The sequence below is a fragment of the Mycolicibacterium sp. 624 genome, from assembly GCF_040548615.1.
Classification (GTDB): Bacteria; Actinomycetota; Actinomycetes; order Mycobacteriales; family Mycobacteriaceae; genus Mycobacterium.
In genome coordinates this window covers 1,039,930-1,055,883 of record NZ_JBEPRZ010000002.1, presented here as the reverse complement: position 1 = coordinate 1,055,883, position 15,954 = coordinate 1,039,930, and the positions used below count along the sequence as shown (strand labels likewise).

The window sequence follows — 15,954 nt, the reverse complement described above, 5'->3', positions numbered from 1 at the left end:
TCGCATGCCTGCCTGACCGCACCGGATCGTCAACTCCCGCCCACGTGTCCGTCACCATCGGGACACCTTGCGTTGCCATACTGCGGGCGTGGCTGGACAGCTGATCGTCTCGGTCTCCGGGATCAGGGACCGCACACTGGCCGACGCCGTGGCGTTCCGCGCCGAACTCGAACGGCGCCGGGTTCCGGCATCGCTGCTCGTGGCGCCGCGGCTCAAGGGTGGCTACCGTCTCGACGCCGATCCGGGCACCGTCGACTGGCTGACACAGCGCCGCGCCGACGGCGACGCCGTCGTGCTGCACGGCTACGACGAAGCGGCGACCAAGAAGCGCCGCGGCGAGTTCGCGACGCTGCCCGCGCACGAGGCGAACCTGCGACTGATGGGCGCCGACCGGGTGCTCGAACATCTCGGGCTGCGCACCCGGCTGTTCGCCGCACCGGGCTGGACTGTCTCACAAGGCACGGTTACCGTGCTGCCCCGCAACGGCTTTCGGCTGCTGGTAGGGATCGGCGGTATCACCGACCTGGTCCGTCAGACGACGCTTCGAGCGCGCGTCCTCGGCATCGGCGGGGGATTCCGCGCCGAGACGTGGTGGTGCCGGACGCTGGTCTTGTCCGCCGAACGAACGGCACGGCGATCCGGGACCGTCCGGATCGCGGTCGCGGCCGGTCAGCTGGCGCAGTCCGGGCCGCGGCAGGCCGCGCTCGACGCCATCGACCTGGCGCTCATGCACGGGTGCACCCCCGCGGTGTATCGGTGGGCGCCCATGCCGGCAATGACGGACGCCGCCTGAGCGTTCGAAGCTAAGTTGGCGTCATGGCTGACGCTGACGTGATCGTGGTGGGTGCCGGACTCGCGGGCCTGGTGGCCGCATGTGAAGTGGTCGACCGGGGACGGTCGGTGCTGATCGTCGACCAGGAGAACGCCGCCAACCTTGGTGGTCAGGCCTTCTGGTCGTTCGGTGGGCTGTTCTTCGTCGACAGCCCCGAACAGCGCAGGCTCGGCATCCGTGACAGCTACGAGCTGGCGCTGCAGGACTGGATGGGCACCGCCGGATTCGACCGCGTCGAGGACCACTGGCCGCGGCAGTGGGCCAACGCCTATGTCGACTTCGCGGCGGGCGAGAAGCGCAGCTGGCTGCGCGAGCGCGGTCTGCAGACGTTCGCGCTCGTCGGGTGGGCCGAGCGCGGCGGGTACGACGCCCGAGGGCACGGCAACTCCGTGCCGCGTTTCCACATCACGTGGGGCACCGGGCCGGCGATCGTTGACGTGTTCGCGCGCCGACTGACCAACAATCCGCGGGTGCGGTTCGCCCACCGGCATCGCGTCGATGAACTCATCGTCGAGGCCGGTGCGGTGACAGGTGTTCGTGGCGCGGTGCTCGATCCGTCATCGGCCGCGCGCGGTGTGGCGTCGTCTCGGAACATCCAGGGCGAGTTCGAGTTCCGGTCCTCCGCGGTGATCGTGGCCAGCGGTGGCATCGGCGGAAACCACGACCTGGTCCGCGCCAACTGGCCCGCCCGCATGGGCCGGGTGCCCGAGCAGTTGCTGTCCGGGGTGCCCGCGCACGTCGACGGCAGGATGCTCGGCATCAGCGAGGCCGCGGGCGCGCACCTGATCAACGGCGACCGGATGTGGCACTACACCGAGGGCATCACCAACTACGACCCGATCTGGCCCGATCACGGGATTCGAATCCTGCCTGGCCCGTCATCGCTGTGGCTCGACGCGACCGGTCGACGCCTGCCCGCGCCGCTGTACCCGGGGTTCGACACGCTGGGCACGCTGGAGTACATCGCCAAGACGGGCTACGACTACACCTGGTTCGTGCTGAACGCCCGCATCATCGCCAAGGAGTTCGGGCTGTCCGGTCAGGAGCAGAATCCTGACTTAACGGGCGCCAGCGTGCGCCAGGTGCTGGCCCGCGTGAAGCCAGGGGCGCCGGCGCCCGTCCAGCGATTCGTCGATCGTGGCGTCGACTTCGTCTCGGCGAATTCGTTGCAGGAGTTGGTGTCCAAGATGAACGCCATCCCCGACGTCGAACCGCTGGACTACGCCGTGGTGGCCGACGAGGTCACCGCGCGCGACCGTGAGGTGGTCAACAAGTACACCAAGGACAGTCAGATCACCGCGATCCGCGGGGCGCGCAATTACCTGGCCGACCGGATCAGTCGCGTCGTCGCACCGCACCGGCTCACCGATGAGAAGGCGGGCCCGCTGATCGCGGTGAAGCTGCACATTCTGACCCGGAAGTCGTTGGGCGGCATGGAGACCGACCTGGATGCGCGGGTCCTCAAGGCCGACGGTGAGGTGCTCGATGGGTTGTACGCCGCCGGTGAGGCCGCCGGTTTCGGTGGTGGCGGCGTGCACGGCTACCGGTCACTCGAGGGCACGTTCCTGGGGGGCTGTGTGTTCTCCGGTCGTGCCGCGGGCCGCGCCGCCGCGCGCGACGCCTAGAACGGGCACGCCTAGAACGGGCACGCCTAGAACGAAGTGCCGTTCTCCTCGGTGAGGACCTGGAAGTCGGTGTCGGTCATCTCCGAGAGCCGGCCGTAGTAGATGCCCCGTGCACTCGGTTCGACGATGCCCTGGTGGATCGGCACGGCGCGCGTCGGAGCGACGGCTCGCAGGTAGTCGACGGCCTCGGAGATCTTCATCCACGGTGCGGCCGCCGGCGTGGCCAGCACGTCGACGGGTTCGCCGGGGGTGAACAGCGCATCGCCCGGGTGCATCAGGCGCGCCGGGTGATCCCCGTCACCGACGAGGTAGGAGATGTTGTCGATAACCGGGATCTCGGGGTGGATCACCGCGTGGGTGCCGCCGACGCCGCGGACGGCGAGGTGGCCCACGGAGAACGCGTCACCGGCGTGCACAGCCGTCCACGGCGCGCCGAGCTGGGCGGCGGTCATCGGGTCGGCGTACAGCGCGGCCTGCGGGTTCGCGTCCAGCAGTGCGGGCAGACGCGAGACGTCGGCGTGGTCGGGGTGTTGGTGGGTGATCAGGATCGCGGAGAGGCCGGTGATGCCCTCGAAGCCGTGCGAGAAGGTGCCCGGGTCGAAGAGGACCGTGGTGTCGGCGCCCCCGCCGTCGGGGAACGTCGCCAGCAGGCAGGAGTGGCCGAAATGCGTCAGCTGCATGGCTCCATTGTGCCGCCGGTAGAGTGATCGCCGACCGTTCTCCACCAGAAGGAGCCGCCCGTGGCCCGGGTCGTAGTGCACGTCATGCCGAAGGCTGAGATCCTCGATCCGCAAGGTCAGGCGATCGTCGGTGCCCTTGGCCGCCTCGGCCATGCCGGAGTGTCGGATGTTCGGCAAGGCAAGCGGTTCGAACTCGAGGTCGACGACAGCGTCAGCGATGACGCGCTCGCCGAGATCGCCGAGTCGCTGCTGGCCAACACCGTCATCGAGGACTGGGTCATCACCAGGGACGATCAGTGACCACGCGCGTCGGGGTGATCACGTTCCCCGGGACGCTCGATGACGTCGACGCGGCCCGCGCCGCGCGTGCCGTGGGCGCCGAGTCGGTGAACCTCTGGCACGCCGACGCCGATCTCAAGGGTGTCGACGCCGTCATCGTCCCGGGTGGGTTCTCCTACGGCGACTACCTGCGCTGCGGTGCGATCGCGAAGTTCGCGCCCGTGATGGGCGAGGTCGTCGCCGCGGCCGCCAAGGGTATGCCGGTGCTGGGGATCTGCAACGGTTTCCAGGTGCTGTGCGAGGCGGGCCTGCTGCCCGGCGCCCTGACCCGCAACGCCGGACTGCACTTCATCTGCCGCGACGTCTGGCTGCAGGTCACGTCGACCTCGACGGCGTGGACCACGCGCTACGAGCAGGACGCCGACCTGCTGATCCCGCTGAAGTCAGGGGAGGGCCGTTACGTCGCCTCCGAGTCGGTGCTCGACGAACTCGAGGGCGAGGGCCGTGTGGTCTTCCGTTACCGCGAGAACCTCAACGGCTCGATGCGCGGTATCGCCGGCATCAGCTCGGCCAACGGCCGCGTCGTCGGCCTGATGCCGCATCCCGAGCACGCCACCGAGGCGCTGACCGGGCCGTCCGATGACGGGCTCGGCATGTTCTTCTCGGCGCTCGACGCCGTCCTCGCCGCCTAGCCTGCGTGACTTCGGCGCGCTAAGGAGCGCCCACCGCTCCAGACCGCGCCGAAATCGCAGTGGGGTCAGGCGGCCGGATGGACGGCCCGGTAGCCGCCGCCGACGGTCACCACTGTTCCGTTGACGTAGCTCGCCGCCGGTGAGGCCAGGAACGTCACGACGTTGGCGATCTCGTCGGCCTCGCCGGTGCGGCCCAGCGCGGTGGTCTTGCCCAGGCCCTCGATGAGCCCATCCTCGAACACCAGGGTGCCGGGCGTCTGGGTGGGGCCGGGGGCGACGGCGTTGACCCGCACGCCCTGGCCGCCGAACTCGTCGGCCCACAGCGCGTTGAGCAGTTCGAGCGCGGCCTTGCTCGCGCCGTAGATGCCCGCGCCCTCAGCGGGGACCGTCGCGGCGACGGTCGTCACGTTGATGACGGTTCCGTGGCCCCGCGCCACCATGCCCGGTACCAGCCTCTGCACCAGCACGTAGGGGGCGCGCAGGTTGGTGTTGATCTGATCGTCGAAGTCGGCGTCGGTGGTGTCGAACGTCGGGGCGAAGCGGTAGATGCCCGCGTTGTTCACCAGGATGTCGACGGCACCCGCCTCATCGGCCAGGCGACGCACGTCAGTGACATCGGACACATCGGCGGCGATGAAACGGGCTGTGCCGCCAGTGTTCTGGATCTCCTGAACCACCTTGGCGCCGCGCTCGGCGTTGCGGCCGTGCACGATCACCTCGGCGCCCTCGGATGCGAGTTGTCGTGCGATGGCATAGCCGATGCCCGCGGTGGCGCCGGTGACGAGTGCGGTCTTGCCTGTGAGTGTGTCGGTCATGAACCGCACAAGCGCCAATTCCGGATCGTTTATTCCGGAAATCGCACAGGCGACTAGCGAGTCAGGGCGACGGACGCCTCGGCGGTGTAGTTGAGGAACGTCAGGGTCTCCTCGAGGTAGAGCGAGATCGTCTCCGCGTCGTGGGACAGGTAGCCGATCGACACGTCGGTGCCGAGCTGCAGGTCGAAGTCCCCGCCCCGGGTGGACAGCACGAACGCGCCGTCGATCGCGGGTGCCCAGATGATGTCGCCGTCGACCAGTCGGCCGAGGTGCTCGCGGATCGGATAGCCGTGCGCGGTGGTCTCGCTGACCGCGGTGTACACATCGGCCGACAGCAGGACGCTGTACGGTCCGTCGACACCGGCGAGGCGCAGCTCGGACAGGGCTTGGGCGATGACGTCGGGGATCTCGCGGACATCCTCTGGCAGCGCGAGAGCCGGGTTGGAACTCGTCTTGCGAATGCCGCTGATCGACGCCGCCGGGTATCCCTCGAAGATGGCCCGGTCCTCGGCGAATGCCAGTTGTTTGGCGGCCTCCTTCACCGGATCCCAGTCGGAGTCCTGCGAGCCGCGCTCGACATCGTCAACATCCGTGCGGCCCACGGTGAACGGCACCCGCAGGCGCACCAGCGGACGGCTGTCACGCAGGTGTGCGACCACGCCGTCACCGGGTGACTCCACATCCAGCAGGTGACCGGTGCTGATCGCCGCCGTCGTCGACCCGCTGGGCCCGCTGACGTCGATCACACGACGACCTGCGATGTGCCGCTTGAAGGTTCGGGTCGCCTCAAGTTCGATCTCGGCCCACGCCTCGTTGGTGATCGGCGCGAGTTCGCGGTGCAGGTTGTTCATCAGGGATGTCCTTTCAGACTGCCGATCGAGAGCGAACCGGAATACGAGGGAGCGGGTGCGGTGGCCACGGGGAGGTCGACATCCGCGTCGGTGGGCAACGGCGGTGGATCATCGAGGAAATCGGCGGTGGGCGTGAAGAACAGGCAGCCGCTGACCGCGGTCGAGAAGTCCAGGATCCGATCGGTGTTACCGGGCGGATCCCCAATGAACATGTTGGTCAGCATCCGCTCGGTGACCGCGGCCGCACGGGAGTAGCCGATGAAGTACGTGCCGAACTCGGCCTTACCGACCTCGCCGAACGGCATGTTGTGCCGCACGATCTTCAACTCGTTGCCGTCGTCGTCCTCGATGACGTTGAGCGCGACGTGCGAGTTGGCGGGCTTGACGGTGTCATCGAGTTCGATGTCGTCGAGCTTCGTGCGGCCTATCGCCGCCTCCTGCTCCGCGACCGAGATCGAGTTCCACGCACTCATGTCGTGCAGGTAGCGCTGGACGTGCACGTAGCAACCGCCGGCGAAGTCGGGATCCTCGTCGCCAATCTGCGTGGCGCTCGCAGCGATCTGACCGCTGGGATTCTCCGTGCCGTCGACGAAACCCATCAGGTCCCGGTTGTCGAAGAACTTGAAGCCGTGTACCTCGTCGATGACGGTCACGGCACCGGCCATCGCCTCCACAAGCTTGCCAGCCAACTCGAAACAGACGTCCAGGGACTCCGCGCGGATGTGGAAGAGCAGATCGCCCGGAGTGGACGGCGCACGGTGGCGCGGGCCCTCCAACGCGATGAAGGGATGCAACTCGACGGGTCGCGGTCCGGCGAACAACCGGTCCCACGCGTCGGAGCCTATCGAGGCGACCACCGACAGATTCTTCGTCGGATCACGAAAGCCGATGGCGCGCACTAGGCCCGAGATATCGCCGAGCGCATCGTGCACCACGGACTCGCCGCCGTCGTCGATCGTGGCGATCAGGAAGATCGCAGCAGGCGTCAGCGGCGCCAGCACTGGCTGCGGAACGGCATCGGGCACATCTGGACCCTAGCGCCAACGCGGGGGAAATCACCCGTCAAGATACAAAGATGGCAGCCAGCCCCCAGAGCCTCTGCGAGTTCATCGACGCATCCCCGTCGCCCTATCACGTGTGCGAGACCGCAGCGCGGCGGTTGCGTGACGCGGGCCTGACCGAACTGTCCGAGAGCGAGCACTGGCCGAACACGCCCGGCGGCTACTTCACGGTCCGCGCGGGCTCACTCGTGGCGTGGCGGACGAACGGCGCCGCAACGCCGTTCCGCATCGTCGGCGGTCACACCGACAGTCCGAACCTGCGGGTCAAACAGCACCCCGACCGGGTCGTCGCCGGCTGGCGCGTCGTGGCACTGCAGCCTTACGGCGGAGCCTGGCTGAACTCCTGGCTCGACCGCGACCTCGGGGTCAGCGGCCGGTTGTCGCTGCGCCGCGGCAACACCGTCGAGCACGTGCTGGTCCGCGTCGACGACCCGGTGCTGCGTGTGCCGCAGCTGGCGATACACCTCTCCGAGGACCGCAAGGGTGTGACGCTGGATCCGCAGCGCCACGTCAACGCCGTATGGGGCGTCGGCGATTCCGCACGCGACTTCGTCTCCTACGTCGCCGCGAGTGTGGACCTCGACCCCGGTGAGGTGCTCGCTGCGGACCTCATGACCCACGACCTGGCCCCGTCGACGGTCATCGGCGTCGACCGCGACATGGTCAGTGCGCCCCGGCTCGACAATCAGGGCACCTGCTACGCCGGGTTAGAGGCGTTCCTGGCCGCCGAACCGGGTGAGCACCTGCCAGTGCTTGCGCTGTTCGACCACGAGGAGGTCGGCTCGACGTCCGACCACGGCGCGCAGTCCGATCTGCTGCTGACGGTGCTCGAACGCATCACGCTCGCCGCCGGCGGGGGACGCGAGGACTTCCTGCGCCGCATCCCTGGGTCCATGGTGGCCTCCGGCGACATGGCGCACGCGACGCATCCCAACTACCCGGATCGCCACGAACCGGGCCATCTGATCGCGGTGAACGGCGGGCCGGTGCTGAAGGTGCAGCCGAACCTGCGCTATGCCACCGACGGTCGTACGGCGGCTGCGTTCGCGCTGGCATGTGAGCAGGCGGGTGTCCCGTTGCAGCGCTACGAGCACCGCGCCGATCTGCCCTGCGGGTCGACCATCGGTCCGATGACGGCTGCGCGCACGGGAATACCGACCGTCGACGTCGGCGCGGCCCAGCTCGCGATGCACTCGGCGCGTGAGCTGATGGGGGCTCACGATGTCGCGTCCTACTCGTCGGCATTGCAGGCGTTTCTGTCACCGGCGTGATCTAGCGTGAGTCGCATGTCTCTCGATATTGCGATGGTGACCTTCGACTGCACAGATCCCGACGCGCTCGCGGCGTGGTGGAGTGAGGCTGTCGGCGGCACGGTGAATGCCGTGGCACCGGGGGAGTTCGTCATGGTGGCCCTGGAGAAGGGGCCGATGCTGGGGTTCCAGAGGGTGCCCGATCCGACCCCGGGCAAGAACAAGGTCCACCTGGACTTCCACAGTGCCGACAAGGAGCCCGAGGTGGCCCGACTGGTCGCCGCCGGGGCGACAGAGGTCGGCCGGAACAGCTTCGGGCCGGGGTTCGACTGGGTGGTGCTGGCAGACCCCGAGGGCAACGCCTTCTGCGTGGCGGGCGAGGCCTGACACACCGCTGAGAATGCCGGTGGACGTGGCAAGATCGCGCCGGTGTTGCTGTCGCTCATCGCGGTCTCGGTCGTCTTGGCGGGGTGGGCGCTCTCGGCCCGATGGCTCAAACGGTGGCTCATCACATCACCGCTGTTCCTGGTCATCGCCGGCGCGGTAGTCGAATACACCACGCACGGCTCGCTGGCCGACACCCTCGATTCCGAGCTTGCCGAGCACATCGCGGGAATCATCCTGGCGGTTTTGCTCTTCGTCGACGCGACCGCAGTCCGTGGGCGCCTGTTCGGTGGTGACCCGCGCTCGACCATGCGACTGCTCTTCATCGCCCTGCCGCTGAGCCTGGGACTGTCGGTGCTGCTTGGCTTTTGGCTGTTGCCCAGCACCTCGTGGGGGACCCTGCTCGTCATCGCGTGCATCGTGGCGCTGGTCGACTTCTCCCCGGTCCCATCGATTGTGCGGGATAGGCAGGTGCCCCGCCGGGTCCGCGATCTGCTCAACGCGGAGGCCGGTTACAACGACGGCATCATCTCGCCGATCTTCATCTTTGCGCTGGCACTCGCCGGCGGCGATCGCGATCCGGCCGACACCCCGCTGGCGGCGCTTGCCGACGCGGTCCCGCACACCCTCAAGGCCCTTGTCTTCGGCCTGGCGGTTGGTGCGGGCCTGGCACTGGCGGCCAACGCCGCCGAGCGACGCGGCCGGATGACCGCGCAGTCGAAACGCATCATCGTGGTGTGCGCGCCCGCCCTGGCGTACACGCTGAGTCTCGGGGTGGCGGGCAACGGTTTCGTCGCGGCCTTCGTGTGTGGTGTCGCGTATCACTATTTCCGGCGTTCCCAGGATGCCGTGCGCGAGCTGGAGCTGCTGGACGACCTCAGCTTTCTGCTGACGGCGGCGATGTGGTTCGTCTTCGGCGGCGTCGCGTTGATCGCCTACTGGCGAGCCGGCCTGACAGTCGGTGTGGTGGTGTTCTGTCTGCTGGCGTTGACGCTGGTGCGGATGCTGCCGGTGGCGGTGGCGATGCTCGGGTCGAAGTTCTCCTGGCCGGAACGGCTGATGCTGGGCTGGCTGGGTCCACGGGGCGCCGCATCGATCGTTTTCGGCCTGCTGGCCTTCAATGTGCTCGAGGGAGGCGACGAACACACGGTCCTGCTCGTCATGGTCGCGGTGGTGTTGGGCAGCGTCTTCCTGCACGGTTTTGGGGCGCCAGCGGCAGCGCGCGCGTTCGCCCGCACGCAAAGCGAATAAACTACCGGGGTGACATCCGGGTCCTCCCCATCTGTAGACACCGTCCAGCACGCCGCCACCACCCCCGATCAGCCTCAGCCCTTCCGTGAGCTGGGGCTGAAGGATGACGAGTACGAGCGGATCCGTGAGATCCTCGGCCGTCGCCCCACCGACGCCGAGCTCGCGATGTACTCGGTGATGTGGAGCGAGCACTGCTCCTACAAGTCCTCCAAGGTGCACCTGCGCTACTTCGGTGAGACGACCACCGAGGCCATGCGGTCCACCATGCTCGCGGGCATCGGTGAGAACGCCGGCGTGGTCGACATCGGTGACGGCTGGGCCGTGACGTTCAAGGTCGAGTCACACAACCACCCGTCCTACGTCGAGCCGTACCAGGGTGCGGCGACCGGTGTCGGTGGCATCGTGCGCGACATCATGGCGATGGGCGCCCGCCCGGTGGCCGTCATGGACCAACTGCGCTTCGGCGCGGCCGACGCCCCCGACACACGGCGAGTTCTCGACGGTGTCGTGCGCGGCGTCGGCGGATACGGCAACTCGCTGGGTCTGCCGAACATCGGCGGCGAGACGGTGTTCGACCCCTGCTACGCGGGCAACCCGTTGGTCAACGCCCTGTGCGTGGGCGTGCTGCGCAAGGAGGACCTGCACCTGGCCTTCGCGTCGGGCACGGGCAACAAGATCATCTTGTTCGGCGCCCGCACCGGCCTCGACGGTATCGGCGGTGTCTCGGTGCTGGCCTCGGAGACGTTCGGTGGCGACGAGGACGGCGCGGGCCGCAAGAAGCTGCCCAGCGTCCAGGTCGGCGACCCGTTCATGGAGAAGGTGCTCATCGAGTGCTGCCTCGACCTCTACGCGGCCGGCCTCGTGGTCGGCATCCAGGACCTCGGCGGTGCTGGATTATCGTGTGCCACATCTGAACTCGCCTCCGCCGGTGACGGCGGCATGTCCATCGAATTGGACAAGGTGCCGCTGCGGGCCAAGTTCATGACGCCCGCCGAGGTGCTCTCCAGCGAGTCGCAGGAGCGCATGTGCGCGGTGGTCACGCCGGACAACGTCGAGAAGTTCATGGCGGTGTGCCGTAAGTGGGAGGTCCTCGCGACCGTCATCGGTGAGGTCACCGAGGGCGATCGGCTACAGATCACCTGGAACGGCGAGACCGTCGTCGACGTGCCGCCGCGCACCGTCGCGCACGAGGGCCCCGTCTACGAGCGCCCCGTGCAGCGCCCCGACACCCAGGACGCGCTCAACGCCGACACCTCGGCGAAGCTGCCCCGCCCGGCCACGGGGGACGAGCTGCGCGCGACGCTGCTCGCGCTGCTGGGCAGTCCGCATCTGTGCAGCCGTGCGTTCATCACCGAGCAGTACGACCGCTACGTGCGCGGTAACACCGTGCTGGCCGAGCACGCCGACGGTGGTGTGCTGCGCATCGACGAGGAGACCGGCCGCGGCGTGGCGCTGTCCACCGACGCATCGGGCCGCTACACCGCCCTGGACCCCTACACCGGCGCGCAGCTGGCGCTGGCGGAGGCGTACCGCAACGTCGCCGTCACGGGAGCCACCCCCGCCGCCGTGACCAACTGCCTGAACTTCGGCTCACCCGAGGACCCCGGCGTCATGTGGCAGTTCTCCGAGGCCGTTCGCGGTCTCGCGGATGGCTGTGTGACGCTTGGCATTCCGGTGTGTGGTGGCAACGTCAGCTTCTACAACCAGACCGGGACGACGGCGATTCACCCGACCCCGGTGGTGGGCGTGCTCGGTGTCATCGACGACGTCAAGCGACGCATCCCCACCGGCTTCGGCACCGAACCCGGTGAGACGCTCATGCTGCTCGGCGACACCCGCGACGAGTTCGACGGCTCGATCTGGGCGCAGGTCACCGCCGACCACCTCGGCGGCATGCCGCCGACGGTCGACCTGGAGCGCGAGAAGCTCATCGCCGACGTGCTGACCGCCGGGTCGCGCGACGGGCTGATCTCGGCGGCTCACGACCTCAGCGAGGGTGGGCTGATCCAGGCGGTTGTGGAGGCCGCCATGGCCGGTGAAACCGGTTGCCGCATCCTGCTTCCGGAGGATGCCGACCCCTTCGTCACGCTGTTCTCGGAGTCCACGGGTCGGGTGCTGGTCGCCGTTCCACGTACCGAGGAGAGTCGGTTCCGCGCCATGTGCGAGGCGCGCGGACTTCCGGCGGTCCGCATCGGCGTCGTCGACGAGGGCAGTGACTCCGTCGAGGTCCAAGGGCAGTTCACCATCAGTCTCGAGGAACTGCGGAGCACGTCGGAGGGCGTTCTGCCCGGACTGTTCGGGTGAGGGCGCCAGCCCACATACAACACCCGCTACTGCTTTGGGCCTGGAGCCTGCTCCGGCTCGACTTCGTCGGCGTTCCGTTCGGCGCGCTGTTCTTCTGCCTGTCGCTGACCCCATCGCTGCTGCCCCGCGACTGGCTGTTCCAGGGGCTCATCGGGGGTCTCAACGCGTCGATCGGCTACGCCATCGGCGTGCTGATCGGAAAGGCGGTGCGCCGCTTCATTCTCCGCGGCCGCAGCTGGTGGCCGCCCGCACCGCGAGTCCTGTACTGGTTGAAGGGCGTGACCGTCGCGGCATCGATCGCCGCGTCCCTGCTGATGCTCGTGCCCGCCTCGGCGTGGCAGCGCCAGGTGTCGACGCTGATGGGCATCGAGGGTCCCGACACGCCGGCCTACCTACGCACGCTGGGAATCTCGGTGCTCGTCGGCGGACTGTGCGTGGGGATGTCGCGGGTATTCCTGGATGCCGCCAAGCTGTGGGCGCGTCTGTTCATCCGGCGGTGGCACCTGCATCACGAGGTGGCGTTGTTCATCGGTGCGTCGATCATGGTCGTGGTGCTCATCATGCTCATCAACGGCGTGCTGTACCGGGGCTTTCTGACCGGCGCGAGCATGGTGTTCCAGCCGCAGAACTCCGCCACCCGCGACGGTGTCACCCAACCCACGGCGCCACAGAGATCAGGTAGCCCAACATCATTCGCGCCGTGGGACACGTTGGGCTATCAGGGCCGCAACTTCGTGGCGACCGGCCCCGACATCGACGACCTGGTGCGGGTCAACGGCAGACCGGCCAAGGAGCCGATCAGGGTCTATGCCGGGCTGCAGACCGCCGACAGCGATGCCGCGCGCATGGACGTCGTGATTCGCGAACTCGAGCGCACCGGCGCATTCGACCGCAAGTTGCTCGTCATCGTGCCGACCACGGGAACCGGCTGGGTCAATCCCGTCGCCGCCCGCGCACTGGAGACCATGTACAACGGCGACACCGCCATGGTCGCGGTGCAGTACTCCTATCTGCCCAGTTGGATCTCGTTTCTCGCCGACCGCGAGAAGTCCATCGAGTCGGGCCGCATGCTGATCGATGCGATCCACGATCGCTGGACGGCGTTGCCGCCGCAGGGGCGGCCCAAACTGGTGCTCTACGGCGAGAGTCTGGGCTCGATGGCGGGCCAGGGCGCCTTTCCCTGGCTTCCCGATATCGCGCGGATGGACTTCTCGGCCGTGCTCTGGGTTGGTCCACCGCACGAGAGTTCGCTCTGGAGTGATCTCGTCGCGCGCCGCGACCCGGGCACCCCGGAGGTGCAACCGCGCTACGACAACGGGCGCACGGTCCGCTTCTCGCAGGCCGCCGACGCGGAGGACATCGCCCGGATCGCCGAACCCCCATGGAACGGCACCCGCGTGCTGTTCCTGCAACATGCGTCCGACCCCATCATCTGGTGGTCACCGGATCTGGTGTTCTCCCGGCCGCAGTGGCTGGTCGAGCCCCCCGGTGTTGATCGCACGGCGTCAATGCGGTGGTATCCGATAGTCACCTTCTGGCAGGTCAGCGCGGACATGACCAACGCGTCCGCGGTGCCGGGCGGGCATGGCCACAACTACGGCGACTCAGTGCTGGACGGCTGGGCCGCCGTGGTGCCACCGGACGGTTGGACCGCCGCCGACACCGAACGCGTCCGGGCCTCGCTGCAGAAGTCGGCAGCCAAAGACGGACCCGCGTCCTGATGCGTGACGCCCTCGCGTTGGCCACGGGGCTGGTGACCTGGAGTGGCGCGGTCGGCCCAGGGATGGCGCCCCGCGCGCAGATGGCGGTCCAGGGCGTGTTGGCCGGTGTGCTGGTCCGTCGCTCCGGGGCCGCACTCGGGCTGACCCCGCCGGCGATCTGGCGCGGCCTGCGGTGGGGACTTCCGGTCGCCGCCCTGTTGTCGGCTGCCGTCGGAACGTCGACCGCGCTGCCACCGGTGCGAACCGAGATGGCCGATCGGGAACTGCCCGGATCGACGGGGGAGTGGCTGCTGGCACGTATCCCGCTCGGCACGGTGTGGAGCGAGGAGGCCGCCTATCGTGGCGCGCTGGGCGCCGCCGCCGAGGCCGCGTTCGGGCCGCGGTGGGGCCGACTGCTGCAGGCCACCGCATTCGGGCTATCGCATATCGCCGACGCACGCCGCGTCGGTGAACCCGTGGTCGGCACGGTGCTCGTCACCGGTGCTGCCGGCTGGGCATTCGCGTGGCTCTACGCCCGGTCGGGAAGCCTTCTCGCGCCGATGCTGGCTCACCTGGCGGTCAACGAGGCGGGCGCGATCGCCGCGCTCACGGTGCAGCGCAGGGCCTAGGCGTTGCGGTTGTCGAGAATGACCTTGCCGAGGGTGCTCCTGGATTCCAAGAGTTCGTGGGCGCGGGCCGCCTCCGCCATGGGAACGACGGTGTCGACGACGACGCGGAGAGTGCCGGTTTCGAACAGGGGAAGGACGTCGCGGATCACTCCCGCGATGATGTCGGCCTTCTGGTGGGCTGGACGGGCACGGAGCATTGTTGCGGTGACGCTGGCGCGCTTGGCCATCAAAAACCCGATATCAAGCGGGGCCGGAGCGGTGGTTCCGCCGATGATCACCAGATGTCCGTCCGGTGCAAGGCATTCGACGTTTCGTGCGAGATAGTCCGAACCCACCACATCCAGAATCGCATCGACTCCGCGGCCCTCGGTGGCTGCCAGCGTGGCGGTGACGAAATCCTGGTCGCGATAGTTGATCGCGGTCTGGGCCCCCAGTTCCAGGCCAGCCCGTACTTTGGCATCGCTGCCTGCGGTGGTGATGACATGTGCGCCGATCGCGGTCGCCCACTGGATGGCGAAGGTGCCGATACCGCCGCCTGCGCCGTGGACCAGCACCGTCTGACCCCGTTCGAGTCGCGCGATCATGGCGAGGTTGGAGTAGACGGTGGCGGCGACTTCGGGAATGGCGGCCGCCTCGATCACCGTGAGATCCGCGGGGATGGGCATGACCTGGGTGGCCGGGACTGCCACCTCGTCGGAATAGCCGCCGCCGTCGAGCAGGGCGCAGACCAGATCGCCGGGCCCCCAGGCCATCACATCGGCTCCGACCTCGGTGATCGTTCCCGCGCACTCCAAGCCCAACGTGCGTGACGCCCAATCGGGCACCGGGTAGTGCCCTCGGCGCTGTAGGAGATCGGCGTTGTTCACGCCGGCCGCCGCCACCCTGATCACCACCTCATCGGGTCGGGGATGGATTGGGTTCACAGACCGCCAATGCAGGACTTCCGGGGGGCCGGGATGGTCGAACAACACCGCTGAACTCATCGCGCAGTCGCCCAGCGTGCGATGCTCTGCGCGTACAGCGGTGTCTCGATCCGGCAATGCCGTCCCGAGGCCTCCTGCCGGGCGTTCGCTGCCTCTTCGAATGTCTGTCCCTGTTCAGCGATGAACTTCAGGAAGTCGTCGGTGGGGTGCGAGGTCACCGTGTTGGTGTAGCGGCACAGATCCCCGTCGAGATGCTCCATGCGAAGTTCCCAAATGACCTGCGTGGTGGTCCATCCCGACGGGGTCAGAATGTCCGACAGCGACACCATCCTGCAGTAGTGCGGCTCGGCGACCTCGTAGCGGTATTGCTGGACCACCAGGCCGGTGCCGATCATCTCGACGTTGATCGACATCGGCGTCCCGTCGTCGTCCACGGTGTAGCCGGCCGCCTTGTGATCCCCTGGCGCGCAACGTTGATACTCATGCGTCGGAAGACTTCTCAGCCACTGGGCGATATCGACTCGATCGATGGGCGCCTCCACGTCGGCGGTGACAACTGCGTGTGAGAGGACCAGATCCTCGTGAACTTCGGTACGCATCGGTAGCTCCCTGCGCTTGCGTGTTTGGACGTCACAAGCGTGTCCGTGCAGGGGCGAGCGAACAATGCCGCTGGCCTGA

Annotated in this window: 16 protein-coding genes; 10 read left to right on the top strand and 6 right to left on the bottom strand. The window is 68.1% G+C overall.

Going from position 1 to position 15,954, the window contains the following annotated elements; genetic code table 11:
• Window positions 1–88 precede the first annotated feature (88 nt).
• A complete protein-coding gene (locus tag ABIA65_RS12150) occupies window positions 89–793 on the top strand; it encodes a DUF2334 domain-containing protein (protein ID WP_354523643.1) in 705 nt (234 codons plus the stop codon).
• A gap of 23 nt (window positions 794–816) precedes the next feature.
• Entirely contained in the window at window positions 817–2,457 is a 1,641-nt protein-coding gene (locus ABIA65_RS12145) for an FAD-binding dehydrogenase (RefSeq protein ID WP_354523642.1), read from the top strand.
• Window positions 2,458–2,483: 26 nt separating this feature from the next.
• Here ABIA65_RS12145 and ABIA65_RS12140 read toward each other — a convergent pair whose 3' ends face one another.
• On the bottom strand, window positions 2,484–3,137 hold the full coding sequence (locus ABIA65_RS12140) for an MBL fold metallo-hydrolase (RefSeq protein WP_354523641.1): 654 nt from the start codon (window positions 3,135–3,137) through the stop codon (window positions 2,484–2,486).
• Window positions 3,138–3,197: 60 nt separating this feature from the next.
• Here ABIA65_RS12140 and purS point away from each other — a divergent pair, with 60 nt between their 5' ends.
• Together purS and purQ are read left to right on the top strand one after the other, a co-directional pair.
• Window positions 3,198–3,437, top strand: a complete 240-nt coding sequence (gene purS / locus ABIA65_RS12135; RefSeq protein ID WP_241403089.1) for a phosphoribosylformylglycinamidine synthase subunit PurS — start codon at window positions 3,198–3,200, stop codon at window positions 3,435–3,437.
• Window positions 3,434–4,108: a phosphoribosylformylglycinamidine synthase subunit PurQ gene (gene purQ, locus ABIA65_RS12130; protein ID WP_241403090.1), complete on the top strand. Its 675-nt coding sequence runs from the start codon at window positions 3,434–3,436 to the stop codon at window positions 4,106–4,108. Before purS ends, purQ begins: the two co-directional genes overlap by 4 nt.
• Window positions 4,109–4,173: 65 nt before the next feature.
• Here the strand turns inward: purQ and ABIA65_RS12125 are convergent, their stop codons facing one another.
• The 3 genes from ABIA65_RS12125 to ABIA65_RS12115 are packed head-to-tail and all read right to left on the bottom strand — an operon-like array spanning window position 4,174 to window position 6,799.
• Window positions 4,174–4,923, bottom strand: a complete 750-nt coding sequence (locus tag ABIA65_RS12125) for an SDR family NAD(P)-dependent oxidoreductase (RefSeq protein ID WP_354523640.1) — start codon at window positions 4,921–4,923, stop codon at window positions 4,174–4,176.
• Window positions 4,924–4,976: 53 nt separating this feature from the next.
• The gene (locus ABIA65_RS12120; protein WP_241403092.1) at window positions 4,977–5,774 is read right to left on the bottom strand and encodes a family 1 encapsulin nanocompartment shell protein; all 798 of its coding nucleotides are present in this window, start codon (window positions 5,772–5,774) and stop codon (window positions 4,977–4,979) included.
• Window positions 5,774–6,799 carry a Dyp-type peroxidase gene (locus ABIA65_RS12115; protein WP_354523639.1) on the bottom strand — a complete coding sequence of 342 codons (1,026 nt, stop codon included), beginning with the start codon at window positions 6,797–6,799 and terminating at the stop codon, window positions 5,774–5,776. Before ABIA65_RS12115 ends, ABIA65_RS12120 begins: the two co-directional genes overlap by 1 nt.
• Before the next feature lie 50 nt (window positions 6,800–6,849).
• Between ABIA65_RS12115 and ABIA65_RS12110 the strand changes: the two genes are divergently transcribed.
• From ABIA65_RS12110 to ABIA65_RS12085, 6 genes are read left to right on the top strand one after another with little or no spacing between them, the layout of a single operon-like run.
• Entirely contained in the window at window positions 6,850–8,106 is a 1,257-nt protein-coding gene (locus ABIA65_RS12110; protein ID WP_241403094.1) for a M18 family aminopeptidase, read from the top strand.
• 15 nt (window positions 8,107–8,121) lie between these two features.
• Window positions 8,122–8,472, top strand: a complete 351-nt coding sequence (locus ABIA65_RS12105; RefSeq protein ID WP_241403095.1) for a VOC family protein — start codon at window positions 8,122–8,124, stop codon at window positions 8,470–8,472.
• Window positions 8,473–8,514: 42 nt separating this feature from the next.
• Window positions 8,515–9,720: a cation:proton antiporter domain-containing protein gene (locus ABIA65_RS12100; protein ID WP_354523638.1), complete on the top strand. Its 1,206-nt coding sequence runs from the start codon at window positions 8,515–8,517 to the stop codon at window positions 9,718–9,720.
• Window positions 9,721–9,729: 9 nt separating this feature from the next.
• Window positions 9,730–12,024 (top strand): phosphoribosylformylglycinamidine synthase subunit PurL, encoded by a 2,295-nt coding sequence (purL, locus tag ABIA65_RS12095; RefSeq protein ID WP_241403097.1) that lies wholly within the window; start codon window positions 9,730–9,732, stop codon window positions 12,022–12,024.
• Complete coding sequence (locus ABIA65_RS12090; protein WP_354523637.1) at window positions 12,021–13,745, top strand: alpha/beta hydrolase; 1,725 nt, start codon at window positions 12,021–12,023, stop codon at window positions 13,743–13,745. Before purL ends, ABIA65_RS12090 begins: the two co-directional genes overlap by 4 nt.
• On the top strand, window positions 13,745–14,353 hold the full coding sequence (locus ABIA65_RS12085; protein WP_354523636.1) for an Rv0804 family intramembrane glutamic endopeptidase: 609 nt from the start codon (window positions 13,745–13,747) through the stop codon (window positions 14,351–14,353). Before ABIA65_RS12090 ends, ABIA65_RS12085 begins: the two co-directional genes overlap by 1 nt.
• Here ABIA65_RS12085 and ABIA65_RS12080 read toward each other — a convergent pair.
• Entirely contained in the window at window positions 14,350–15,336 is a 987-nt protein-coding gene (locus ABIA65_RS12080; RefSeq protein ID WP_241403100.1) for an NAD(P)H-quinone oxidoreductase, read from the bottom strand. The genes ABIA65_RS12085 and ABIA65_RS12080 overlap by 4 nt on opposite strands.
• Window positions 15,333–15,875, bottom strand: coding sequence for a hypothetical protein (locus ABIA65_RS12075; protein ID WP_241403101.1), 543 nt, complete (start codon window positions 15,873–15,875; stop codon window positions 15,333–15,335). Before ABIA65_RS12075 ends, ABIA65_RS12080 begins: the two co-directional genes overlap by 4 nt.
• Window positions 15,876–15,954: the final 79 nt, after the last annotated feature.